Genomic DNA, 25,319 nt, shown 5'->3' on the forward strand with positions numbered 1-25,319 from the left:
TTTGAACACTGTAATTATTCGTTTTCTGTTATATTAAACAATAGTATCTATCTAAAAGATTAGCAATATTTTATTTTTTTCAAAAACTAAAAAAACGACTCTAATGATTTTATTTTTTGTCATTTAGCGTCAATAAAAGCCTTCATTCTGACACACAACAAAGAGTATCGTTATGATTAAAGTACTGGTAGTAGATGATCATGATTTGGTGAGAATGGGTATTAGCCGCATGTTGTCAGATAGTATCGATATCGAAGTAATCGGCGAAGCGGACAGCGGTGACATGGCCATAAAATTGGCCAAACAATTACGCCCTGATGTGGTTTTGCTTGATGTCAATATGCCTAATATTGGTGGGCTTGAAGCAACCAAACGCTTAATTCAGCTGGATATGGGTATCAAAATATTAGCCGTCAGTAGTATGTCAGCGCAGCCGTATCCTTCGATGCTTATCAAAGCGGGGGTCAATGGCTATATTACGAAGGGCACGCCGCTCGATGAGATGATTCGCGCTGTCAAAAAAATCTATCAAGGTGGTCGTTATTTTAGCCAAGATGTCGCTGAGCAACTGGCTGATGTTTTGCTGTCAGATAATGCCAACTCACCTTTTGACTTACTGAGTGATCGCGAAAAACAGGTGGCAATGATGGTCGTTAACTGTCAAAGCCCACAGCAAATCGCTGACCAACTATTTGTGAGTGTCAAAACCATCAACACTTACCGCTATCGTATTTATGAAAAAGTTGGGGTTGATAGCGATGTGAAGTTAACACATTTGGCCATTCGTCATGGTCTAATTCAGCCATAACTCATTAAGGCGTGTCCTCAGTTCAATTGATGGACATCTACATGGGCTAAAAATGGCTAAATTTTATCAAGTATCGTCAAATATCCTGATATTAATGGCGATATCTTCCTTGTTTGATTGTAATTTATCTCATTTTATCTCTATTTTTAAAATGAGGACACGCCCTAGCAACTGTTACCTTATTGCGGTCAATCTATGAAGCCTGCTACTAATATCGTCTCTGCTGTTACTCACTACTTGCATCGTGATGACACGCTATCTCCACCTCAATTGCGCAGGTTGGGGCTTATTTATAGCAGTTACCGCTTTGCTGTTAGTCTGTTTTCTCTACTGATGGTGTATATCACCGCTCACTCTGACAACAGCCTCTCTCTACCAAGCTTTTTACAACAAACAACGCTTAGCTTTTATTTCCTACTTAGTCTTATTTTACTTGGCTTATTTTATGTCGTTAATCAGCAAATGCGGCGGCAGTTAGCCTTTGGTTTAGTATTGGACGTCATTATATTAAGCTTATTACTATATACAGCGGGTGCGCCTGATTTACAGTTGACCATGTTATATATGGTGGTGGTCGCAGCGAGTTTTATGTTGCTACACGGCTCACAAGCCTTAATTATTACCCTACTCGCTATTATTTTTGTCATTTATCAGCAATTCTTTTATGCCATTGCCAATAGCATGAGCTTAGCAAATTTAGGGGACGCATTGCTCATGTCAGCCAGCTTTTTGGCGGTTGGTGGTTTGAGCTGGTCCATCTCACAGCGTTTGGTACAACTTGAGAAAGTAGCAGCGAGTCACGCTAAAGAAGTTGAACGATTAAACGTCATCAACCAAGAAGTCATCACGCAAATGGTTAATGGTGTCATCGTCATCGATAAACAGCATATCGTTTTAGCAAACCTTGCCGCTCACCAATTACTTAGCCTTTCGCCCACCCCTTCCGCATCATTGCATAACACTTCTATTGATACAAAAGATACTCGGAACAATACTCGCAGTGCACTCTTATCTAACTTTCAGCAGCAGCTTGGTCAACAACACACGCAGCTATTTAAAGCCTGTTTGTCAGTAGCGGCTGGCCAATCACGCACCTTTATTTATGATTTGCCTGCAGTCGCAAACGCTTCCATATTCGGTAAACTGCGCGTACAAATTATTCCATTAAAAGATGACAGTAAATTGATAATGTTAGAGGACTTACGCCGCGAGCAAGCCAGCGCCCAACAATTGAAGCTGGCTTCTTTAGGGCAATTGACAGCGAGCATCGCCCATGAAATAAGGAATCCTTTGGCAGCGATATCACAAGCCAGCCAATTATTAATGGAGGATGTTATAGAAGCCAATCTAGAAGTCGATACAGCAGATAATACGATAACGCCGACTATCTCAAATGACGATATGGCAGCGAATCATGAGCTTTATCAAATGATATTTTCACAAACAAAACGTGTGAATCGTATTATCGAAGATGTACTAAAACTGTCGCGCCAGCAAACCGCAAACCAGCAGGCGATTATATTGGCAGACTGGATGCCAACATTTTTAGATAACTACTTTCAAGGACACGATATTTTTCTACACGTAAAAACACAACCGACCATATCATTCGACACGCATCAACTAGAGCAAGTCTTAATCAATTTAATTAACAATGGCTTGCGCTACAGTAGCTACGCCCACCCTCATGCCTATGTGGAAATCGAGATTTATTGTGCGGATAACGATGTTATAATTGATATATTGGATGCTGGTCGCGGGGTTAGCACCAAAGATTTAGAACATTTGTTTAATCCATTTTTTACGACAGATCAAGCAGGGACAGGCTTAGGACTGTATTTATCACAAGCTTTTTGTGAGGCCAACCAAACTCGTTTGCTTTATATTCCTGAACATGAGAAAACCTGTTTTCGCTTGATAGCACCTGCTATTGGCGCTGATACTTATGTAAATAAAACTGAACATAATGTTAATACCACTATTTTATAAATATTAACGTTACCAAGTATTAACATACTATGGAATACTTTGCCACTAAGGCCTCTTGGTTTTTACCATTTTATAGCTATTGAATACGATGAGATGATGTATGACAACAACCGCGCTAGTCGTTGATGACGAAGTGGATCTATGCCGATTGATGCAAATTACTTTGACCAAAATGGGCATTAAAAGTGATGTAGCATATACTCTGTCACAAGCAAGATCATACTGGCAAGACAATGATTACGATTTCTGTCTGACCGATTTAAAGCTGCCTGATGGGTCAGGACTAGAGTTGGTAAAAGAAATCAGCAATAGCTCTAGTACCCCCATTGCCGTGATTACTGCTCATGGCAGTATGGATCTCGCCATTGAGGCATTGAAGCTTGGTGCTTTCGACTTTGTTAATAAACCTCTTGAGTTACCGCGCCTACGTCAACTGGTGCAAAATGCTTTAAAAGTTATTCATCAAGATAATGAAGCAAAAACCACAGCTGAATGCTCACCTGAACAAAAACTGTTAGACAGTAGACTCATTGGTGATTCTGCTGTGATGCATCCGCTGAAAAATACTATTTTAAAATTGGCACGCTCACAAGCACCCGTATTTTTGTCAGGTGCTTCGGGTACTGGTAAAGAAGTGGTTGCCCGATTGATTCATGATTTAAGCCCACGCCGTGATGGTAGCTTTGTGCCAGTAAACTGTGGAGCAATACCATCAGAGCTGATGGAATCAGAGTTTTTTGGTCATAAAAAAGGTAGTTTTACAGGGGCTGTCGCTGACAAGCAAGGGCTGTTTCAGCAGGCCAATGGCGGCACGTTATTTTTAGACGAGGTAGCAGACTTGCCTTTGGCCATGCAGGTAAAACTACTGCGTGCCATTCAAGAGAAAACGGTGAGAGCCATTGGTGATACCAAAGAGGTTCCTGTAGATATTCGTATCTTGTCCGCCACCCACAAAAATTTAAACCAACTGGTACAGGATGGGGCATTTCGACAAGATTTATACTACCGTATCAATGTGATTGAATTAAAACTGCCAACGCTCAATGCGCGTCGTGATGACATTCCTGTATTAGCAAAGCACTTTTTAGCATTAATTGCTGATGAATGGCAGTTAGAGAACCCTCCAACACTTACCATCGAGGCTTGTGAGCGTTTGCAAGATCATAACTTTGCGGGCAATGTCCGTGAACTACGTAACGTCCTTGAACGTGCCGTCACCCTAGCAGAGACGCCGTACATTGACATCAGCCATTTGGGTTTGCCTGATATTGATATGACTCATCACCGTGCAGCCTCTCAAGATCAGAGTGAGCCAGCAGTTATTGATAAAACTCAACATTCTGAACGTCAAATAAACAACCAAATGGTCGCTCAATCGATAGAAAATAGAGAAAAAGTCATTCAATCTATGGATGAGACTATAGCGCCACAGGTCAAGCAAGTGACGACCAACTTGCACCCTTATCGTACTAACGCTCAGCACTACCCTTCTATGATACAGCGTTCAGAAAGTCATCATGCAGAAAGCCCAAACCATACAGCCCGTCACAATCACGAAGAATCTGTCACTCATCGATCTATTCTGCAAGAAAGTGATGAAAAAGCAATTCTAAGCAAATTAAAGGATGGTCAGTTACCCTCTCAAGGGTTGGAACACTACCTACAAGAACAAGAAAAACAGTTGATTATTACCGCGCTAAAACAAACGGCTTGGAATAAAACGCAAGCAGCTGAACTACTAGGTACCACTTTTCGCTCGTTACGCTATCGCATGAAAAAACTAGAGATAGCTGAGGATCAATTCGAGCCATAGCATTCGCCATTTTTGAATAACGATAAATGATGATATTTTAACGTTAATACATCGCGATAGCCTATCTTTAAGCGAGCTTTACTGAACCCTATTGCCTGCCACTGCTTTATCGACTTTGGCAGGTTTTCGGACAAAACGAATGCCCGAATCAAGTGCTTTTGTTTTTAGTAAAGCAAGCGCTTGCTGCTCCCATGTACTTTCACTTCCTGACAAGGTCATATCAGGCTCTACACCGATTCCATCGATCTTATTGCCTGACGCTGTCATATAGTTGGCGACGGTGAGTTTGACAGCCTGCTCATCATTCAATGGGATGACCGACTGTACAGACCCTTTACCATAGCTGACTTCACCAACGATTGTGGCACGTTTTTGTGCTTGTAAGCTACTGGCCAGCACCTCTGCCGCTGACGCCGAATAGCGATTTTGCAACACCACCACTGGCAATGATTCAAGTATCGCCAGACCTTGAGTTGATAGCGTACGCGTATCACTTTGACGACCCTTTACTTGTACCACATCAGTGTCGCTCATAAACAAACTGGCTACGCTCACCGCCGACGTTAGCACCCCGCCTGGATTATCACGCATATCTAGCAAGATACCTGTGATAGGTGCGTCTAGATCTATCAAGCCCTCCAAGAGTTTTTCACGGCTATTATTTTGAAAGGCAGGTAACTTAATAACAGCAACACCGTCAATGAGACTTGCCTCGACCGTTTGAGGGTGGCTGTTATTACGCTGCAAGGTCGTGGTATGTTTGCGGCGACCAGCTTTTGAGGTGACAACATCTACTTGCGTACCCGCAATCCCTGTCAAAAGTTGCTCGATATCGTTACTTTCTTTTTCTTCATCAAGTTTGAAATCACCGACTTGATGTAAATAATCGCCAACCGCAATGCCCTTTTTATCTGCAGGCGATGCATCAATAACTTCTGTAATCACCCAATAGCCATCTGTAGGCTGATAATTGACTTTGATACCGACGTCACCCACATCACCTTCGGTAAAGGCACGCAAGTTTTCATAAGCCTCAGCATCTAAAAATTCAGCATGACTATCTAGCTTAGTCAACATACCACTCAACGCATTATTGAACAGCTCTTCATCATTGACCGCATCTACATATTCACGGCGTACCAAATCCACTACCGCAACAAACGTCTTGAGCGTTTCTGGAGAAATGGCATTCAATGATACTTGCGCAACCTCAGGTGGAATACTGACATCGATCTCATTCGTGTCATCGGTCAAGGCACTCTCATCTGCGACACTGTCTATCGAATCGTCAACTTGGTCGGCCGACTCAAGCATATCAGCGACATCTGATAAATTATTAGTGTCATCTTCTATGGCTATCTCATCGTTATTTAAGCTAATCAGTTGTAGACTGGCGGTGGGATTATTGATGGTCGCATTAGCTGGTGACCTCGCTGCTTGTGCGTACATACTAGCAGTGCTGAGCCCAAGCAGACCTATCATCAATGCAGGTTTAAACATAGTCGGCGCAGTGAATACCTTCATTGCTTGTTTGCCCAATCGCTTCGTCACTGGTAAGCGCATAAAATAAATAGAACGCATAAGAGAACTCGTTTAATAATAGAATTATTTTTATAGATATATGGATGAATATTTATCTCATAAGATAGCACCAAGAGCCAGTCTAAGACTAGGAGAGTATTGCAAGTAACATTTACGATAACTGATATGATTTCATCAAATGATGAGTAGCGGTGTCAAGTTTGTTTAGCAGGCGAAATATCATGCTGGCCCTTATTTTTCTCACTATCCAAACATTTAAAGATAAATAAAGTCAGTCAAATATCTCTTAAAAAACAGATCAAAAAAAGGAGAGACAATCAATATCTCTCCTCCTTTCTATTACTTCTAACAACACTAGTAAGTTGTCAATATAATAGTATTAAGTGCCTGACTTACAACGCTGGAACCAGTAAGCTTTCGCCCGTCATTTCAGCAGGCTGCTCAATATCCATCAGCGCCAAAATAGTCGGTGCGACATCGCTCAACTTACCACGACTACGTACTTGTAAGTTTTTTTCACCCACGTAAATGAGCGGTACATGCTCAGTGGTATGTTGAGTATGTACTTGACCGCTTTCGTAATCTTGCATCTGCTCACAGTTGCCATGATCTGCCGTGATAAGCATATCACCGCCAGCAGCGCGTACCGCTGACTCAATACGGCCAACACAGACATCTAGTGCCTCTACTGCTTTTACAGCCGCATCAAAAATTCCCGTATGACCTACCATATCACCATTGGCATAGTTGACAATTAACACGTCATATTTGCCTGATTCAATGGCAGCCACTAATTTATCGGTCACTTCAGGCGCACTCATCTCTGGTTTCAGATCATAAGTCGCCACATCTGGAGAGGGTACGAGAATACGTGTCTCGCCCTCATACTCTTCTTCACGACCACCGCTAAAGAAAAACGTCACATGCGCGTATTTTTCGGTTTCAGCGATACGCAGCTGAGTTTTACCATTGTTTTGCAAATATTCGCCAAGTGTATTGGTCAACGACGTGGGATAATAAGCAACGCTAGTTTTGGGATTGTCTGCTAAAACGTCAGAATATTTGGTCAGCATCACAAATGCCGCAAGTTTTGGCTGCTTATTGCGGGCAAACCCTGAAAACTCATGATCTGGCAAGACAAAAGCTTGCGCCAGCTCACGGGCACGGTCAGCACGGAAGTTCATAAAAATAAGCGCGTCATTGTCATCAACGGTATAAGGCACTTCATCACGGCCAATGACTACGGTCGGGTTAATAAATTCATCGGTTTCGCGTGCCTTATAAGCAGCTTGTACTGCGCCATCTGCACGCGTAGACAGACGATCGGCTTTACCTTCAGTGATAAGCTCATAGGCTTTTTGCACGCGATCCCAGCGATTGTCACGATCCATTGCATAATAGCGCCCAATGATACTGGCAATCTGTACGCGGCCGCCTTCATAATGAGCATTAAGCTTATTGATATGATCCCGCAGACGATTAATATACTTATCTGCTGATTTAGGTGGGGTGTCGCGTCCGTCTAAAAAACAATGTACAAAGACATTTTTGGCGCCGTGCACTAACGCAGAGTGGCACATCGCTTCGATGTGATCTTGATGAGAGTGGACGCCACCATCTGACAGCAAACCCATGATATGGACGTTACCACCCAACTCGTTCGCGGCTTTAACCGCCTTGACTAAGGCTTCGTTTTTATAAAACTCACGATTGGCCACTTCACTTGAGATACGAGTCGAATCTTGATACAGAACGCGACCCGCGCCTAAGTTCATGTGCCCAACTTCTGAATTGCCAAACTGCCCATCTGGCAAACCAACATCTTCTCCAGAAGCCGATATCAATCCATGCGGATATTGCTGATAAATCCTATCCAAATTTGGCATATTGGCGGCAGCAATCGCATTATCCTTATCGTCTTCACGATGCCCAAAACCATCTAATATCATTAAGACATGCGGCACTTTTTTATTTTGATCGCCATCCTGCTTGCTATTGAGCTGAGCCTGATTATCATCGATAAATGCTGATTGTTGCTGGGTATTGGTCATGGATTACCGCTCCTCAAGTGAATGAACGCCTATAATGCTATATTAGGATGTTTAAAGCCCTCTATATTAACACACATCTTAAAATAGCTGAAAAATCGTCATTTTACGCCCACTCTTAAGCGTTTAAAGCATACTTATTTAAAGCATATCTATCAGTAGAAAAGGCGGTTAAAACTTAATAGCAATAATGCCACTCTCTAAATCTACGTATCAATCTGTAAATCATACTTGCAATCATTCAAACCATTCGTTAATATAATTATATTCTGAAGTGTTGGCTAGTAGATGTTTATTCCCTGAGCCGATAATGCTTTACCAGGATGTGGTACCTATTGCTTCATTGTGTATGCCTGCACCGCTTGCGGTGTATCAGGAAACCTGCAGAGGCAGTGACGCATCCGCCCTGAACTTCACGGTTCATGGGTCACCATCTTACAGCGGCACTTCGGTTGTTCTATTCGGTTAATTATTATCTTATTTATATTCGGTAGGTTTACTTATCAACTCATAAAGACTTAGTAATAACCATTAAAAAGCCCCTTTTATCATTGATGAAAGGGGCTTTTCTTATGCTTGCCTATTAATTTAACTATTCATCATTAGCAGATTTGGTGATTTTTTTCACATCCTTGGGAATGGTTTTTGCTGTCCCATCAATCGTTGTATGCTGTTTAAACCCATCGCCAAACGGGTTTTGTTGTTGACCGAACGGATTTTGATTATTCATACCACCAGCACCGCCGAATGGGTTTTGACCGCCCATGCCACCAAACGGATTTTGTCCGCCGCCCATCTGTCCACCCATTTGCTTGGCCATCATTTCCATCATTTTTTGCTGATTATTCATGACATAATTATTAGCAAAGTCTTTGAGCTTCTTTTGCACGGGTGGCAATATCACCAATAATGCGAGCAAATCGCTCAGCACACCTGGAATGAGTAGCAAAATACCAGCCGCTGCCATGGCCACACTTTTCATCATGGTTGATTCTTGCGGACGCATTGATGGGTTCATCATGCCACCTGCTTTCATTTGCTGCGCCATTGGATTGAGGGCAGCCATCCCTTTACGCAAGAGGGAGATACCGATGACTGCGGCGATAATAAACCACATAAATACCCACCAACCACTCATAAACTGAGCAAGCAAATACCAAAGTAGCATTTCGATAATAAACCAAACAATGGCAATACCAACTATCTGACCCATAAAGTGTCGTCCTATAAAATAAAAACCAATAAATTGAGCGCCATGCAAATTAAGATGGCTAACATATGATGTATATGGGGATTGATTGCTATACTATCAAACTTAAGGCTGATTTTTAAGCCATATAGTCGGTACAATATAATTTGGATACAAGGAAGATGAGCAAAAGCACTACGAGTAGTAGGCTGAGCGAGTCTGACACCGTATCCAACTTATATAGGATTGAAAATAAAATGTAAGCAAGATGGAATATTATGGCAATTATTATTGGAATTGATCCTGGTTCGCGCATGACCGGTTATGGCATCGTCCAACAGACGGGCGACAAACTCACCTATATCGATGCAGGTACCATACGTACCGACACCAAAGAGATGCCTGAACGTCTAAAGCGCATCTTTAATGGCTTAACGCGCATCACACAGCATCATTTGAAATATGCTGATGAGCCTATCTATACGGCTATTGAGCAAGTGTTTATGGCAGAAAACCCTGACTCAGCGTTGAAACTTGGGCAAGCGCGAGGTGCTGCTATTGCCGCCATGGTTGCTCTAGATTTAGAAGTATCGGAATATACCGCGCGCCAGATTAAGCAAGCCGTTTGCGGTTATGGCGCAGCGGCAAAAGAGCAAGTGCAAGAGATGGTCTGCCGTATACTATCTTTGGATGTCGTGCCGCAACAAGATGCCGCCGATGGTCTTGCCTGCGCCATCTGTCATGCGCATTCAAGCCATTCCATGAATAAATTAATATTAAACAGTGCCATGCGTGGGCGCGGTGCGTCTAAGAAAAAAGGTCGCTGGCGTTTAACAGAAGAAGATCTGGGGAACTTGCGTTAAGAACGCTTATAACACAAGCATAAAAAACACGCGTTCGAATGCCGCGTGTTTTTCGAACTGTCTAAGTTATTTACACTATCGTTTTGCTATAAAATCGCTTTACTATAAAAATGCAACGGCTTAAACCGACTACTCTGCGACGGCACTTTCAATCACTGCATCCAACACATAAGCATATTCTTCGCCTTCTATACTATTGCTATCGTCACTGTCTAATGGGTAACGCTGCAGACGTAATACTTCATCATGCATGCCATCATGCTGATAACCATCGATTTCACCCGTAAAGACTGCCCACTTACCTTCGCTCGTTTTAATACCTTGGTCATCATAGGTAATGGGTTTCACTTGTAGACACATCTCAGAGCCATTATCGGTGCAAGGTATCATTTTCGAGCTTACTGCCCAAAATACGGTCTCACCTTTACTATTATACTTGGCTTGTGAGGTAAGCCTACCTTCCCAAATCAACGTTGCTCCGACACTAGTAACTTGGGTTAATATTGGCTTATCACTCTTGAGACTATCATCCTGAGAGTTATTGTCTTTAGCGTCGCCATCTTTGGTACTGTTAGCTTTCATTAATGTTAACTGGCTTTCACCTTGCATCAGCTGATTTAAACTATTTTCAGCCTTATCAAGCTCGCCACAAGACATTTTCGTACTCATACCCTCTTCAATAGTCAAAGTATGACCTTGCAATTGGTAGCCGGCGCTCATGGTATTACAGCCAACGCTATAACTTAACGTATTCTCACCTTGGTATTGATTAAAAGACAAGCGCACTTGGTCTTTAATATCCGTCAGCATGTTTAATGGCTGTGCGCCTTTATCCGTTACAGACATCAATGTCCAACGATAACGTGAAAGATTGGCAATCATTTTCTCTTCATCGCTCATCTTATCCATCTGAGTCTCATCCGTTACTGCATCAGCATTCATATCTATGCCATCATCATTTATTGCATCAGCGCTTGTCTGAGTGCCTTCTTGTACGTCACTTTCATTGGGTAAAGAGGCATCTTGGCAGGCACTTAAAAAAACACTTAGTGCCAACAAACTTGGTAGTAAAGTGAATCGAATTGGCCGTTTTTTAACAGATGAGGTCATAGCAGTCATACCTTGTGGTTATCCCTTTTTTAAGTCAAAGTATTTAAAAAATCAGGTTAAATATTTAACAATAAGGGGCTGATGATATCCACTTAATTAAAGCGTCACAATTCACCACTATAGCGCCGTTGATTACCATGGTTGTAACAAAGTGTTTATTTTTATGGATTCATCGTAACTGCTATTTTAATATTTAAAAGTACTACAAAAAATCAATGGTCTCAGATAATCGAAAATTTCCTCAATTATTCAAGACCATCAATGATGTCACCTTTTTAATTTTTCGCGCTAGTCTTACTCGTTTGTATGAGCAATTTTGGCTTTTGCCATATTTTTAATACTGAAACGCTCATTCATCATTTGATAAAAACGCGCAAGATTTTCGCCCTGCTCATTCGGATTTACGTTAAGGACTTTACCAAAATCCAAACCGAGATATAGGACGATATCAGCAAAGCTTAATTGTTCACCGACCAAATACTCACGACCTTCTAAAATATTTTCAAAATAAGCAAGGGCTTTAACAGCTCGTGCAACAGATGGCGCGACAAACTCTGGGACTTGCTCAACGCGTTGGGCTTTGGACGGATGGCTGTGCTGGAAAGCCAGCATAAAGTTATATAATACCTCAAACTCAGCAATGCGGCGCATAGCGCACACTTGCGCACGTTGTATCACATCATTCCCCATCACCGAGCGCTCACCATAGACACGGTCGAGATACTCACATACAGCCTGCGAATCATTGAGTACCGTGCCATCACCTAGTGTTAGAACTGGCACGGTCTGCATTGGATTTATTTTGGTGAACTCGTCTGACATTTGCTCATTGGCAGCAAAATCAATGTCAATCACGTCCACATCATCCATATCATCGACATCGATACCTTTTGATGCTAACAAAATAAGGGCTTTACGTGGATTGGGTGCAGTACGGGTGACGTATAGTTTTTTCATAGCAAACTCCTTGTAAGATTGGACAAAAGCGACTCAACGCTATCTGGTTTTATTATGGTTATTACGCTGTTGATGATAGATAAAGACTGGCCATCCTTTATACAACAGTTATATCCTACTCTGCTCATCATAGCAAAGCCTTATTAGGCTTGCTTTTTTGATCAGAGACTAAACAACAAAAAGCCCCACAACGTTACGTCATGAGGCTTCATTTCATTCATCCAATCATGCTACTTATTTATTTGGTGCAGGCGTGGTACGTAAATAAGGCTTAATTTCTGTATAACCTTTAGGGTATTTAGCCGTAATATCTTCGTTTTTGACACTTGGTGGAATGATGACATCATCACCGTCTTTCCAGTCAACTGGCGTCGCAATGTTATATTCATCAGACAGTTGCAAAGCATCAATGACACGGATAATCTCATCAAAATTACGACCACAGCTTGCAGGATAAGTCAGCGTTAAGCGGATTTTTTTATTTGGATCAATAATGAAGACACTGCGTACCGTATGCGTGCTATCTGCATTTGGATGCATCATGTCGTATAGCTCAGCGACTTCTTTGTTCGGATCAGCAATGATTGGAAAATTTAGCTCAGTACCTTGAGTCTCACCAATATCTTTTGCCCACGCATGATGGTCATCGATACCATCAACAGAGATACAGATTGGCTTGACACCACGCTTTTGAAATTCGCCATTCAGTGCCGCAGCACGACCAAGCTCAGTAGTACATACTGGCGTAAAATCAGCTGGATGGGAGAAAAAAACGACCCAATTATCGCCTGCCCACTCGTGAAAATTGATATTACCCTCTGTGGTTGCAGCGTCAAAATTCGGTGCGGTATCGCCTAAACGTAAATGTGCCATGCTTAATTCCTTAGCTATGTTAGTGATGAGCACTAATATCCAAAGATATTCACGTGCTCTATTATTATCAACGTACTTCTTATTATCAATGTGCCCTGTCAGATATTACACAATAACTCAAAGCACGTCAGCAAAAATTCTATTTTATCTTAGCAAACTGGTTATGACTGTCTTGTGAAGGATTGTAATGCGGTTATTCTGTTTATTACTAGGTAACTTAGCATACACTTAGCGAATGAATCAAATCACCATTCCAGAATCCCATAAACAAAAATCACCGAATTTACCTTTTTTACTAGTACCACCTGCTGCACGCCCAGCATCTGTTAGTGTAAGTTCACCTTCTTGCTCTTGTAAATATCCCGCTGCAAGCAACTTATCATTTAACTCTTGTGTCTTAAAACCCAACTCTTTGGCAAGCTTCGCCGTCGTTAATTTAGAGTAATTAGGCGTTGCCGCTTCTGTAGCAGTAGGTGCGACCGTTGTCTTAGCATTATTGCTGGGCATTGTATGACTGGCAGTAGCAGTATTATCAGTCCTACCATCAGATTCAGTCACTTTTTCAAGCGACATGCGCACTTCATCGCTGATACGAATAATGCGCTGTGCCTCCTCATAAGTATCGGCATATAGTTTGGCATCTTCATTACGATAAATCAGCACGCCCATTTCATTATTATTGACTTGGCTAAATTCATAAAGGTTCAAACTGGTAATGATGCATTCGTTTTCATTGAGGTAGCACTTCGCATGCAAATTTTTGCAAAAGCTGGTACGAATAAAGGTCAGGTTTTTAAGCCAGTTTATCTCTTCTGGGTGTAAATCATTCTTGCCATAAACGATTCTAATATCAATTTTGAGACGATTACGATCTTCTAGCAACTCTTTAATACGCTCATTCAGCTTTAGATAGGGACTGATGATAATCAACCTATCAGACGCATTTTTAATCAATTCTTCTAAATGGTAAGTCGTGCCACTACTGTTTAAAAATTTTGCCATTATTATTTCCTCAAATCTTACGATCAATCCCTTTATAATCATGCACAAAAAAGCCCATCCCTAGCGTACTAGAAATGGGCAAGCTTGAAAACCACTATTGTTCAGTAATTTTTCAGATAAATACTAATGCCGCTGATAGTGTTACATTAAGCTGGCTTATAGCTGTCACGCAAGCTCACGATTTGGTTGAATATCGGTTTATCAGTGCTGTGGTCTTCGCTATCAGAGATAAAGTAACCTTCACGCTCAAACTGGAAGCGTGTGCCAGCATCCGCATTTGCCAATGACGGTTCAACTACAGCATTGAGTTCAGTCAACGAGTCAGGATTTAATGCTTGATGGACGTCAGCGACGCCACTTGGGTCTTCGACACTAAATAACTGCTCATACATGCGCACCGTTGCTGGGATGCCTTGGCTAGCTGATACCCAATGAATCACGCCTTTAACCTTACGACCTTCAGGATTTTGACCCAAAGTCGCCGGATCAATCGTCGCTTTTAGTTCAACGACATTACCTGCGTCATCTAGTACATGTTCGGTCACTGCCAACACATAGGTGTTACGCAGACGAATTTCTGGCTTTTCTGGTGATAGACGCTTATAACCTGCTGGCGGCTCAATTTCGTAATCGCCTTGATCGATATAGAGAGTCTCAGTGAATGGAATCTCACGCTCACCCATGTCGACATTAGGATGTTTTGGCTGCGTGAGCCATAAGGTTTGCGAAGCATCATCAAAGCGAGCGTTGACGCTGTCCGCTTTTTGCGATTCCCAACTGCTGACCGCTTCGGCAAAGTTGGTAATGATCACTTTTAATGGCTTAAGCACTGCCATACCACGACCTGTGGTCGTCTCTAATGATTGGCGAATACTAAATTCTAATAAGCGAAAGTCAACGACGCTGTCTACTTTGGTTACACCAACACGCTCACAGAAATCACGTAAACCCTCTGGTGTGTAACCACGGCGACGCATGCCAGCGATCGTCGGCATACGCGGATCATCCCAACCACTAACGATATTTTCGTCAACCAACTGTTTAAGCTTACGCTTGCTGGTCAAGGTATGATCGACATTTAAGCGGCTAAATTCATACTGGTGCGGTGGTACATCAAAGCCAATTTTGTCAATGACCCAATCATAAAATGGACGATGATCTTCAAATTCCAGCGTACACAATGAATGGGTAATGCCTTCGAGTGCATCAGAGAGCGGGTGGGCAAAATCATACATCGGATAGATACACCATTTATCACCCGTTTGGTGATGCGCTTGATGCATGACGCGATAGATGACAGGGTCACGCATATTCATGTTTGGGCTTGCCATATCAATCTTGGCGCGCAACACGGCTTTGCCTTCAGTATATTTGCCTTCTTTCATGTCATTAAAGAGGCTCAAGTTTTCTTCAACACTGGCAGAACGATGTGGTGACGCTGTGCCTGCCTCATTGAATGAGCCTCGGTTTTCTTTAATTTGCTCAGGTGACTGCAAGTCTACATAAGCATCACCCTGTTTAATCAACTGCAAAGCCCACGCATACAACTGGTCAAAGTAGCCTGACGCATGGTGCGCCTCTCCTGCCCACTCAAATCCAAGCCATTTCACATCGTTCTCGATGTTGTCGATGAAATCTTGTTTTTCTGCGGTAGGGTTAGTGTCATCAAAACGCAGGTTACAAACACCACCAAACTCTTCGGCCACGCCAAAGTTTAGGCAGATAGATTTTACATGCCCCAAGTGCAAGTAGCCGTTTGGCTCTGGCGGAAAGCGCGTCACGATTTGTGGGTATTTTTGCGCCTTGACATCGTCACGAATGATATTGCGAATAAAATCGTTTTTTTGTTCGTCTTTTTGTGCATTGTTGCTTGAGTGCTCACTCATCGGGCATTGCTCCTAACGCAAATTGTCAGTTCATGCTACGTGCCATCACGCAGCATGGAAAATTCAAACCAAATCATTAAAAACAAGTTATTAAAAATGATAATAAAAAGCTAAAGTTGCGTTATTCTATCAGCTTTTGCGAACGCATTAACAGCCTGATACATGACACGAGATAAAAAAGCCGTTAGACTAGCCATAACTTTTTAACCACCAACTTTTTAGCCACCACTTAACAGCGTCATTTTAGGCGCTGCAATCAAAGAGGAATATCACATGGTAGACATGCCACCAGTAGTAGAACTAGACACCAATATGGGTGCGATCGTTATCGAACTCAATGAAGAAAAAGCACCAAAGACAGTAGAAAACTTTTTAAACTATGTAAAATCTGGTCATTATGACGGTACGATTTTCCATCGCATCATTGACGGCTTTATGATTCAAGGCGGCGGAATGGACGCTGAAATGAATGAAAAAGCGACCAATGCTCCAGTTGAAAACGAAGCAGACAACGGTCTAAAAAACGATGCTGGTACGATTGCGATGGCGCGTACGCAAGATCCGCATTCAGCAACCAGCCAGTTTTTCGTTAACGTAAAAGACAACGACTTCTTAAACCATTCTGGCAAAAACATGCAAGGTTGGGGCTACACCGTATTTGGTAAAGTAACCAGCGGTATGGATGTCATCGAAAAAATGCGCGGCGTACCTACTGGTCGTTTCGGCATGCATGCTGATGTGCCAAAAGAGCCAGTGGTTATCAAATCAGCGACTATTATCACTAAGTAACTGCTACTAAATAACGGTTTCTCATTAATCATTCTTCAATAGTTATTACTCAGTAGCGATGAGTCTGTAAAAGCTTATGAGTCGTTACTGTTTAAAATTACGAGGATAAAGATAAATGCAAAGTTTTGAGCACCTAATTACCACCAGCCCTCATGAGGTGCGGCAAGTATTGATTAGCGATTTGCATTTATCGCCTGAAGAGCCTGCCTTAGTGCAGGCTTTTTTGGCGCTGCTTGATGATTGCCTTGCTTTGCCTGTGCTCAAGCGCTTATTTATCTTAGGTGATTGGTTTGAAGTTTGGCTCGGTGATGATTTTTATTTGTCTTTATCCGACGAGGAACGACAAAGTCATTGGCTCACTCCGCTTATCGTCAAATTAAAAAGACTACGGGTAGCTGGCTGCGAGATTTTGGTCATGCATGGCAACCGTGATTTTTTGTTAGGTCAGCCATTCTGCAATCTATTTGGTGGCGAGCTTATTTACGAGCCGTATACTTTGACTGTCGGTCAGCAAAATTATCGTCTAGAGCACGGTGATGCTTTGTGTACTGATGATAAAAAATATCAGTTTTTTCGCAAAATCATGCGTAATCGGTTAACCCAATGGTATTTGCTCAATAAACCACTAGAAAAACGCTTGGCTATCGCAGATAAAATGCGTAAAAGAAGCCAGCAGAACAACGCCAATAAAGCGGCGCATATCATGGATGTGAACGATGAAGCCGTGCATCAAGCCATCAGCGATAGCGATGCTTTATTGCATGGACATACCCATCGTCCAGCTATTCATCAGGCTACCACTGATAAAAAACGCTACGTGCTCGGCGACTGGCGATTGCTCGATAGCAATATTCGCCAGCCAAAAGTAAGTGCGGTGATTGGTGCAGTGACAGGCGACGAGCAATCAAATGACAGTTTTAATAGTAATGCTGCTGAATTTAGATTGATTGAATTTAAATCGCTCATTTAATATCATTTTTTTTGAGCGCCTCTGAACAATAAAAAAGGTCTGTTGATAATTCAACAGACCTTTTTTACTATAAATGACACTGCATGATTGACACGAATTTAAGTGTCAAACTATTGATCGCTCAACTCTTACTTTACGGTATTAATTTAAAGAAATGCTGGCGATAATGCTTTAATTCACGAATAGAATCACGGATGTCATCTAACGCTAGGTGACTGCCACCTTTTTCAAAGTTTCTGAGAATATCAGGACGCCAGCGGAAGCAAAGCTCTTTAATTGACGAGACATCCAGATTGCGATAATGGAAGAATTTTTCTAATTCCGGCATTTGACGCGCCATAAAGCGGCGATCTTGACAGATGGAATTGCCGCACATTGGCGACTTACCACTATCGACCCATTTATTGAGAAACTTAATCGTCTCAGCTTCAGCCTCTGCCAATGTCACGGTACTACGGCGGACACGGTCGACCAATCCTGACTGACCATGCTGCTTGGTATTCCAATCATCCATTTTATTTAACGTTTGATCCGATACTTTTATAGCGAACACTGGCCCTTCGGCAAGGACATTTAAATCTTCATCAGTGACAACGGTAGCAATCTCGATAATCTCGTCATTCAAGGTATCCAGTCCGGTCATTTCTAGGTCAATCCATACCAGCCCTTTTTTGCCTTGGTTTCTGATTTTAATCTTGTTGGGGTGGTCACCGGTACTCATAAAATATCCTATGGTCAATAAAGTTTAGAACAACTTTGGAGCAATATTAATTAGATAAATCGCCTGTTAATGTTCATCGCTAAGTAGCAAAACGTTGCATCTACTGATTTATAACCCTTAAAACGTTACAAAATCTCTGTCTGCAGCAGGCGCTTTAGGCTGTATGTTATCAAACTTTCACGCTACACTTAGCAATATTTTTTTAATAGGTTCAAAACCCATGGCATTAATTCGGCAACGCAAACTGACTAAGCAACAGATTCGTCGCATCGACAAACAACAGCTGGCAAGTCAAGACAGCATCGATGACAGTTTGATGGATGGCGTGGTCATGGCGCATTATGGCAAGCAGTTGGAAGTACAAGTGACCAGCTTGCCTGCGGTGATACCCGTGCAACCGGAGATTGCACCCGATGATCCTGAGCCGTTTTGGCAAGAGCTGGCATTAGGCGATATTTGGCGTTGTCATGTGCGTACCAACTTACCGATGCTAGCTGCTGGCGACCAAGTACGCTGGAGTGCCGATCCTAACACGGGCTTTGGACGTATTGAATCGGTCAAGCCGCGTACCTCTCTGGTCTCGCGTCCTGATCGTTATCATAAACTTAAACCTGTCGCCGCCAATGTCGATATTTTAGCGATTGTATTTGCGCCGCTACCTGCTGCCGCGCCAACCCTCATCGATCGTTATTTGGTCGTCTGTCATCATGCTGGCGTAAAGCCGCTGTTGGTGCTTAATAAAGCCGATTTATTGGCAGAAGAAAACGGCGTCGATACCAAAGAATTATTGGCACAATATGCTTCTCTCGGTTATGAGAGCGTCTTGACCTCAGTCGATTGCCCTGAAAACGTCGCGGATAGCGATGAGCAAGAAGGGCTGGATGAATTAAAACGTTATATCGATAAAAAACTGGTTATTTTTGCGGGACAATCTGGTGTCGGTAAAAGCAGTTTAATCAATGCACTACTACCTGAATCGGCACAAAGCGTCAATATCATCTCTGATAACTCAAAACTTGGTCAACACACCACCACCACCAGTCGCTTATTACCATTTAATCCAGCCGACTTGACCCAAGGCGGTATCGTCGATACGCCAGGTATCCGCGAGTACGGCATTTGGCATCTCACACCCGATGATATCATTTCAGGATTTGTGGAACTTGCACCCTTATCTGGCAACTGTCAGTTCCGTGATTGTCGTCATACTCACAACAGCAAAGGCTGCGCACTATGGCAAGCGGTTGCTGACGGCGTGGTATTGCAGCGCCGTGTGGAAAACCTCGTGACTTTAAGAGAAGAGGCTGATACTAAGCCCTATTAATACGGGCAGTATTAATATTGGCAGTATTAGTATCCGCCTTATAGCTCGTTAATCGCTTGGTTGACCATCGCCCGTTTACTATGGATGGTCTAATCGGTATAATAGCGCCTTGTTCAATATCGTTAGGCTGTCTTCTCAGCTTAACCGAACACTTATTTTTTTGGAGGTATGGTTTGGATCGTGCGCTGGAATTTGTGGGCAACCACCCGTTTTTATTTGGTATATTAGCCGTACTTGCCGTGCTATTTTTTACGATTGAAAACAAACGTAGTGGCAGAAAAATATCGCCCAATACCTTAGGTATGATGGTTAACTCGCAAAACGCGCAGCTAATCGATATTCGTGCCAAAAAGAAGTTTGAGACCGGTTACATTCAAGGCAGCCGTAACATACCGTTCACCGAGCTCAAAGACCGCTTAGAAGAAATCCGTGCAATTGAGCAGCCAGTGATTATCATTTGTGATATGGGTGTGCAAGCAGGCGCGGCTATTCAGATGATCGGCAAGGACAGTGTCTATCGCTTAGAAGGTGGTATCGGCGGCTGGCAAGCAGCGGGCATGCCATTAGTTGGTTTAAAAGACGCAAAGCCTAAAAATAAAGGCAAAGCCAAACCAAGTCTACATAAGTAGTCCGCTATACTGATGTTTAAAAATATTTAGCCCGTATCAATTGATATATGATTGAGGGGCGTTGAATATTTATAAATAAAAAAGACACCTTATCGATAGGTGTTTTTTTGTTTGTGGCATTTGTGCTACCGTCAGAGCTTTTATACTCAAGCATCTTGAATTTGCTCTGTTCATCCCCACTTTAATAACGAGCATTACCGAATCTATCTTCAATTTACTTGCTGGTAACGGATTATAAGAATTTTTATCAAATAATTATTTATAATAAAACGATTACCTTCTAAACTTATAAATAAGGATTTACCATGACTGTCGCTGTTAAAGTTTACACCACCCCTATCTGCCCATATTGCTCAAACGCCAAACAACTCTTAAAAACTAAAGGCGTTGACTACGAAGAAATTGGCATGCACGATATGAGCCGCGAAGAGCGTCAAGAATTAATGAAAAAAACCAATAACTATCGCACTGTGCCACAGATTTTCGTCGGTGAGACCTTTGTCGGTGGTTTTGATGAACTCAATCAAATGAACCAACAAGGCAAACTTGACGAGCTATTAGCAGGTTAATCTGCTACTTTTCGTTGCTGTCTGTCTTTGCCTGTGCAATGATAGACAGCGGCAAAGATAAAAGAGAGTAATAAAAACATCCAGATTTTGTCTCGATTTACATTACAATGAACTTTTATTAAAATGACAGTTTGTCCAACTATTTGAATAACTTTTAGAGGATTTATCATGGCTGAAGAACAAGCACAACCACAATTAGCGCTAGAGCGTATCTACGTAAAAGACATGTCACTTGAAGTCCCAGGCGCTAGTGTGTTCACCAAAGAGTGGAACCCAGAGCTTGATATCAATTTGTCTAGCAACGCTGAAAAACTGGATGATGATCATTATCAAGTCATTTTAACGGTGAGCGTTACAGCAAAAAATGCGGAAGAAGCGGCATTTATCGCTGAAGTGCATCAAGCGGGTATCTTCTTATTAAAAGATATTCCAGAAGACCAAATCGGTCAAATCTTAGGTGCATACTGCCCGAACGTTTTGTTCCCGTATGCTCGTGAAGTCATCAGCGACATCGTAACGCGTGGTAGCTTCCCGCAGTTATTGCTAGCCCCTGTCAACTTTGACCAAGCTTACGCACAAAGCCAGCAACAAGCACAAGTTGATGCTGAAGGTAATGCATAAGTTTTAAGCAAAAATTTGCTAGCTTTATTCACAGTATATTTTGATAAAAAAGCCGTTTACTCATCACGAGTGAGCGGCTTTTTTGTGGATGCTGTTTAAGCGCTTACTCAAAAGAATCGTTGAGCAATGAGAGTTCTACTGAGTAATATTGTGAGACAGACAGTTAAAACCATCAGACATAAAAAAACCCTGCTAACAAACAGGGTCTTCAATCTCATCATCAATTATTCAAAATCGATGATCAACCTTTTAACGCTGATAAAATTTGTTGCTTAACCTCATCGATGCCTTGCGTGCCATCAAACTTATCATAATTAGGGGCATCGGCACCTTCTTTGGCCTTGTCTTGATAAAAACCAACAAGCGCTGATGTTTGCTCATGATAAGTCGCTAGACGATCACGAATGGTAGATTCTTTATCATCTTCACGCTGGATTAGCGCTTCACCTGTCACATCGTCGATACCATCGACCTTGGGTGGATTGTGATCAACGTGATAAACGCGACCTGAACCAGGATGTTGGCGACGACCAGATAAGCGCTTGACAATCTCGTCATCTGGCACGCTAATTTCGATTACATGATCGATAGCAACGTCAGCATCTGCAAGTGCTTGAGCCTGTGGAATCGTACGCGGAAAACCATCCAAAATACAACCATTGGCACAATCAGGCTTAGCGATACGTTCTTTCACTAGGTTAATAATGAGGTCATCAGAAACCAAACCACCAGCATTCATGATGTCTTTGGCTTTTTTGCCAAGCTCGCTGCCTTCTTTGATTGCTGCACGCAGCATATCGCCAGTTGAGATCTGCGGGATATCATATTCTTTAGAAATAAACTGGGCTTGGGTACCTTTACCGGCGCCTGGTGGACCTAGCAAAATAATACGCATCATTACACGATTCTCCTTAATAGATAGGATTTTGGGACTAATAAAACTCAGGGATTGGTTGTTTGCCAAGCTACCTTACCTTGTGGCTTGGCAAAGCTCAAGTATTTTCATTATTTGCAGTGATAAGTTGTCATGACTTATCTGTTCATATAATGCTGTTGCGCGCTGCTGTATCGGACAACAGCGCTTACGTCAGAGGTGCTGACAACAACAGATATAAATACTATGGAATTTGTTGATTAATTTCAACATTGACCTGATTTTGTTCCGCACTAATTACCACAGGATTACCTGACAAATCCCCTGACTCTGCACTGGCAGTACCACTATGGCTGATACGAGCGATGACAGCCAACTGAACTTTATCCGCTCTCGCCGATTTCAAAGTACGTTCAGGCATCATGGCATCCAAATCGCTTAGGCTAATGCTGGCTTCACCTTGCTTGATAACACTGATCGGCAAACGTTTGGCAGCAAATGGTGGTCCACCATTGACATCACGTATGGCGACAAATAACACATCGTCGGCTTTAACTAACGGCAGCAGGCTAGCATTAATCGTAACAGTCACTTCAACACCTTCAGAGGCTTGCTGTTGCTGAGCGGTGACATTAGCACTTAGCTCATCTAAACTCGCCAATGCTTTGGTATGATCACCAGGTTTAGCCGCAATACTGTCACGTAGACGCTTAATCCAGCCTTGTGCTTGATCAAAATTACTACTCCGTGCCTCACCCATTGCCATGAGCATTTGCGCGCCCTCATGCTCTGGATTTTTAGCCAACACGTCTTGTAGCACTCGGCGACTATTAGCGTCTAATTGGCCTTTATTGGCAAAGAAGCTAATCTGTGCATAAGTGGTTGCAATCTCTTCATTGTCTGGTGACAAACGATAAGCACGCGATAAGGCTTCAATTGCGGAGTCAGTGGCTTCTAATGATAAGAATAATTCTGATAAACGCATCCAGCGATCTGGATCATCAGCGTGACGATAGACATTGGTTTGCATGGCACTAATCAGCTGTTGACCATCTTCAATCGCCCAAGCAGGCGGCTGATCAATCTTACCCGTTAATAAGTCATCAGCCACTTGACCGACTTTGTCTTCAGCTGCCCAAAGCTCGAACACAGGCGTACGATCGCCGACCATCAAATACGCCATCGCCGCGAGGACTGGCACCCAGACAGTAATAATCAATCGGCTTTTGATGCCAGGCGCGACCATCGGTGTGACTTCACGCTGAGCATCCAATAACTGGCGTTCAAGCTCCAGTTTTTGGTTCTGGTAATGGCTGTCATCGATAGTGCCATTGTCTTTATCTGTTTTTAGTTCTGCTAGACGCTCACGGAACACAGCAACGTTGATATCCAACAGCTGATTGTCCATAGGCTTTTCTGGCGAGCGTGATGCTCGCAGCCAAGGCATGATAGTAATAACAGCGAGTATTAGGGCGATGAGTAAGCTTAGAGCAATAAATAAGCCCACAGTAGAGAATATGGTCATTTTTTGTCCTTGAGGCTTGTAATATCATGGTCGTTTTTGTCATCGCTCGAAGCACGTGATAACAGACGATCAATCTCGGCTTTTTCAGCAGCAGATAGAGCAGCAGCCGTACTATTGACCGTTACCCCGCTTTCACCACTAGCGACAAGCTGACGTCGTTTGCTTTGCCAGAACCAGCCTATGAGTAAACTGATGAGTAATAGTGGCGGAAAAAACCACAAAATCCACGTTGATGGCCGGACAGGCGGCTTATAAGTGATGAAATCGCCATAACGTTCCTGCATATAAGCACGAATCTCGCCATCACTACGACCATCTTTTATCAAATCATAGGTTTTTTGCTTTAGATCTTGGGCAATGGGCGCATCCGATCCTGCAAGATTTTGGTTTTGACATTTAGGGCAACGCAGCTCTTCGATGAGACCACGATATTGGGCTTCTTGCTGCACAGAATCAAAGTCATAGACCTCAATAGCAGCATAGCTTGCCATACTTATTAGACAAGCTATTAATAGGCTCGCGACTTTTAACGTAACGGCTGTTATTTTATTGGCTATCATTTACACGCCTCCGCAACCTGAGTCGGATCTGGACTGACGTTGTTATTATTGGCTTCATTGAGCACCATCAAGCAGGGCGTGATACGGCTTTGCCAGTTGCTTTCATTGATCTCACCAATGATGTGCTGACGAATAATACCATTACCATCGACTACGAAAGTCTCAGGTGCACCCGTCAAACCTAAGTCCAAAGCAAACTGACCAGATAAATCCTGAATGGACATCGAGAACGGATCGCCACCTCGGTTTAAGTAGCCTAGGGCATCACCAATATCATCTTTATAGTTGACCCCGACCAGATTGACACCGCGCTCCTCTAGTTGCATAAGAAAAGGATGCTCAATAATACAAGTTGGGCACCAAGAGCCCCAAATGTTCATCAAAAAGGGCTTATCAGGCAGATTCTCATTGGTCATGATACGACTGGTATCTGATAATAAAGGCAGCTCAAAAGCGGGCACTGGGCGCTCAAGTGCCGTATTGGTAACAATATCCGTCGGCTTACCCAAACGCAGATATAGCATGATGATTAAGCCAATGAAAACGATCAGTGGAATCAAAAACCATAGCTTAAGTTGCTTTTTGTTCATGGTTTTCGTGCCACCTACCTTATCTTGCTTTGCATTTTGATCAGGGGATTGCTTTGATGTGCTCATA

At 42.7% G+C, this 25,319-nt stretch carries 23 protein-coding genes and 1 other RNA gene; 11 read left to right on the plus strand and 13 right to left on the minus strand.

The annotated features are described in order from the left end of the window. Nucleotides 1-172: 172 nt before the first annotated feature. The 3 genes from INT03_RS06495 (at nt 173) to INT03_RS06505 (ending at nt 4,610) form a co-directional block, all read left to right on the plus strand. Complete coding sequence (locus tag INT03_RS06495) at nt 173-808, plus strand: response regulator (protein ID WP_055123802.1); 636 nt, start codon at nt 173-175, stop codon at nt 806-808. A 195-nt stretch (nt 809-1,003) separates the two neighbouring features. Beyond that, on the plus strand, nt 1,004-2,797 hold the full coding sequence (locus INT03_RS06500; protein ID WP_193008303.1) for a sensor histidine kinase: 1,794 nt from the start codon (nt 1,004-1,006) through the stop codon (nt 2,795-2,797). 100 nt (nt 2,798-2,897) lie between these two features. Continuing rightward, nucleotides 2,898-4,610, plus strand: coding sequence for a sigma-54-dependent transcriptional regulator (locus tag INT03_RS06505; protein WP_193008305.1), 1,713 nt, complete (start codon nt 2,898-2,900; stop codon nt 4,608-4,610). 78 nt (nt 4,611-4,688) lie between these two features. On the opposite strand, the gene INT03_RS06510 is transcribed toward INT03_RS06505, so the two are convergent. Next, nucleotides 4,689-6,191 (minus strand): S41 family peptidase, encoded by a 1,503-nt coding sequence (locus INT03_RS06510; RefSeq protein ID WP_193008307.1) that lies wholly within the window; start codon nt 6,189-6,191, stop codon nt 4,689-4,691. 353 nt (nt 6,192-6,544) lie between these two features. Further along, a complete protein-coding gene (gene gpmI / locus INT03_RS06515) occupies nt 6,545-8,203 on the minus strand; it encodes a 2,3-bisphosphoglycerate-independent phosphoglycerate mutase (RefSeq protein ID WP_193008309.1) in 1,659 nt (552 codons plus the stop codon). 260 nt (nt 8,204-8,463) lie between these two features. On the opposite strand from gpmI, the gene ssrS reads away from it, so the two are divergent. Then, a non-coding RNA gene (gene ssrS, locus INT03_RS06520) (6S RNA) lies at nt 8,464-8,659 on the plus strand. Nucleotides 8,660-8,792: 133 nt separating this feature from the next. On the opposite strand, the gene INT03_RS06525 is transcribed toward ssrS, so the two are convergent. Next, on the minus strand, nt 8,793-9,413 hold the full coding sequence (locus INT03_RS06525; RefSeq protein ID WP_055123798.1) for an FxsA family protein: 621 nt from the start codon (nt 9,411-9,413) through the stop codon (nt 8,793-8,795). Nucleotides 9,414-9,667: 254 nt separating this feature from the next. Between INT03_RS06525 and ruvC the strand changes: the two genes are divergently transcribed. Next, nucleotides 9,668-10,252: a crossover junction endodeoxyribonuclease RuvC gene (gene ruvC, locus INT03_RS06530; protein WP_045446965.1), complete on the plus strand. Its 585-nt coding sequence runs from the start codon at nt 9,668-9,670 to the stop codon at nt 10,250-10,252. A 129-nt stretch (nt 10,253-10,381) separates the two neighbouring features. Here the strand turns inward: ruvC and INT03_RS06535 are convergent, their stop codons facing one another. From INT03_RS06535 to INT03_RS06555, 5 genes are all read right to left on the minus strand, one after another. Next, nucleotides 10,382-11,362, minus strand: coding sequence for an META domain-containing protein (locus tag INT03_RS06535; protein ID WP_193008311.1), 981 nt, complete (start codon nt 11,360-11,362; stop codon nt 10,382-10,384). 294 nt (nt 11,363-11,656) lie between these two features. Beyond that, nucleotides 11,657-12,319, minus strand: a complete 663-nt coding sequence (locus tag INT03_RS06540) for a glutathione S-transferase family protein (RefSeq protein WP_087815507.1) — start codon at nt 12,317-12,319, stop codon at nt 11,657-11,659. Nucleotides 12,320-12,553: 234 nt separating this feature from the next. Beyond that, nucleotides 12,554-13,192 carry a peroxiredoxin gene (locus INT03_RS06545; protein ID WP_193008313.1) on the minus strand — a complete coding sequence of 213 codons (639 nt, stop codon included), beginning with the start codon at nt 13,190-13,192 and terminating at the stop codon, nt 12,554-12,556. Between the two features lie 240 nt (nt 13,193-13,432). Continuing rightward, nucleotides 13,433-14,194, minus strand: a complete 762-nt coding sequence (locus tag INT03_RS06550) for a phospholipase D family protein (protein ID WP_193008315.1) — start codon at nt 14,192-14,194, stop codon at nt 13,433-13,435. A gap of 146 nt (nt 14,195-14,340) precedes the next feature. Next, complete coding sequence (locus INT03_RS06555; protein WP_193008317.1) at nt 14,341-16,080, minus strand: glutamine--tRNA ligase/YqeY domain fusion protein; 1,740 nt, start codon at nt 16,078-16,080, stop codon at nt 14,341-14,343. A gap of 273 nt (nt 16,081-16,353) precedes the next feature. On the opposite strand from INT03_RS06555, the gene INT03_RS06560 reads away from it, so the two are divergent. Beyond that, nucleotides 16,354-16,869 carry a peptidylprolyl isomerase gene (locus tag INT03_RS06560; protein ID WP_193008319.1) on the plus strand — a complete coding sequence of 172 codons (516 nt, stop codon included), beginning with the start codon at nt 16,354-16,356 and terminating at the stop codon, nt 16,867-16,869. A 115-nt stretch (nt 16,870-16,984) separates the two neighbouring features. Continuing rightward, a complete protein-coding gene (locus INT03_RS06565) occupies nt 16,985-17,839 on the plus strand; it encodes a UDP-2,3-diacylglucosamine diphosphatase (RefSeq protein WP_193008321.1) in 855 nt (284 codons plus the stop codon). 133 nt (nt 17,840-17,972) lie between these two features. On the opposite strand, the gene orn is transcribed toward INT03_RS06565, so the two are convergent. Next, complete coding sequence (gene orn / locus INT03_RS06570; RefSeq protein WP_045446983.1) at nt 17,973-18,560, minus strand: oligoribonuclease; 588 nt, start codon at nt 18,558-18,560, stop codon at nt 17,973-17,975. A 220-nt stretch (nt 18,561-18,780) separates the two neighbouring features. Here orn and rsgA point away from each other — a divergent pair, with 220 nt between their 5' ends. The 4 genes from rsgA (at nt 18,781) to secB (ending at nt 21,703) form a co-directional block, all read left to right on the plus strand. Continuing rightward, nucleotides 18,781-19,884: a ribosome small subunit-dependent GTPase A gene (gene rsgA, locus INT03_RS06575; RefSeq protein WP_055123794.1), complete on the plus strand. Its 1,104-nt coding sequence runs from the start codon at nt 18,781-18,783 to the stop codon at nt 19,882-19,884. Nucleotides 19,885-20,057: 173 nt separating this feature from the next. After that, on the plus strand, nt 20,058-20,513 hold the full coding sequence (locus INT03_RS06580) for a rhodanese-like domain-containing protein (RefSeq protein ID WP_045446990.1): 456 nt from the start codon (nt 20,058-20,060) through the stop codon (nt 20,511-20,513). A 305-nt stretch (nt 20,514-20,818) separates the two neighbouring features. Beyond that, the gene (gene grxC / locus INT03_RS06585; protein WP_045446994.1) at nt 20,819-21,082 is read left to right on the plus strand and encodes a glutaredoxin 3; all 264 of its coding nucleotides are present in this window, start codon (nt 20,819-20,821) and stop codon (nt 21,080-21,082) included. A 168-nt stretch (nt 21,083-21,250) separates the two neighbouring features. Beyond that, a complete protein-coding gene (gene secB, locus INT03_RS06590; RefSeq protein WP_045446997.1) occupies nt 21,251-21,703 on the plus strand; it encodes a protein-export chaperone SecB in 453 nt (150 codons plus the stop codon). A 241-nt stretch (nt 21,704-21,944) separates the two neighbouring features. Here secB and adk read toward each other — a convergent pair whose 3' ends face one another. From adk to INT03_RS06610, 4 genes are all read right to left on the minus strand, one after another. After that, nucleotides 21,945-22,601, minus strand: a complete 657-nt coding sequence (adk, locus tag INT03_RS06595; protein ID WP_193008323.1) for an adenylate kinase — start codon at nt 22,599-22,601, stop codon at nt 21,945-21,947. A gap of 220 nt (nt 22,602-22,821) precedes the next feature. Beyond that, the gene (gene ccmI, locus INT03_RS06600) at nt 22,822-24,102 is read right to left on the minus strand and encodes a c-type cytochrome biogenesis protein CcmI (protein ID WP_193008326.1); all 1,281 of its coding nucleotides are present in this window, start codon (nt 24,100-24,102) and stop codon (nt 22,822-22,824) included. Beyond that, entirely contained in the window at nt 24,099-24,593 is a 495-nt protein-coding gene (locus INT03_RS06605) for a cytochrome c-type biogenesis protein (RefSeq protein ID WP_372862127.1), read from the minus strand. The genes ccmI and INT03_RS06605 overlap by 4 nt, the downstream gene beginning before the upstream one ends. Before the next feature lie 65 nt (nt 24,594-24,658). Then, entirely contained in the window at nt 24,659-25,318 is a 660-nt protein-coding gene (locus tag INT03_RS06610; RefSeq protein WP_055123790.1) for a DsbE family thiol:disulfide interchange protein, read from the minus strand. Nucleotide 25,319: the final 1 nt, after the last annotated feature.

The sequence above is a fragment of the Psychrobacter sp. PG1 genome, from assembly GCF_014897815.1.
In the GTDB taxonomy this organism is placed as follows: domain Bacteria; phylum Pseudomonadota; class Gammaproteobacteria; order Pseudomonadales; family Moraxellaceae; genus Psychrobacter.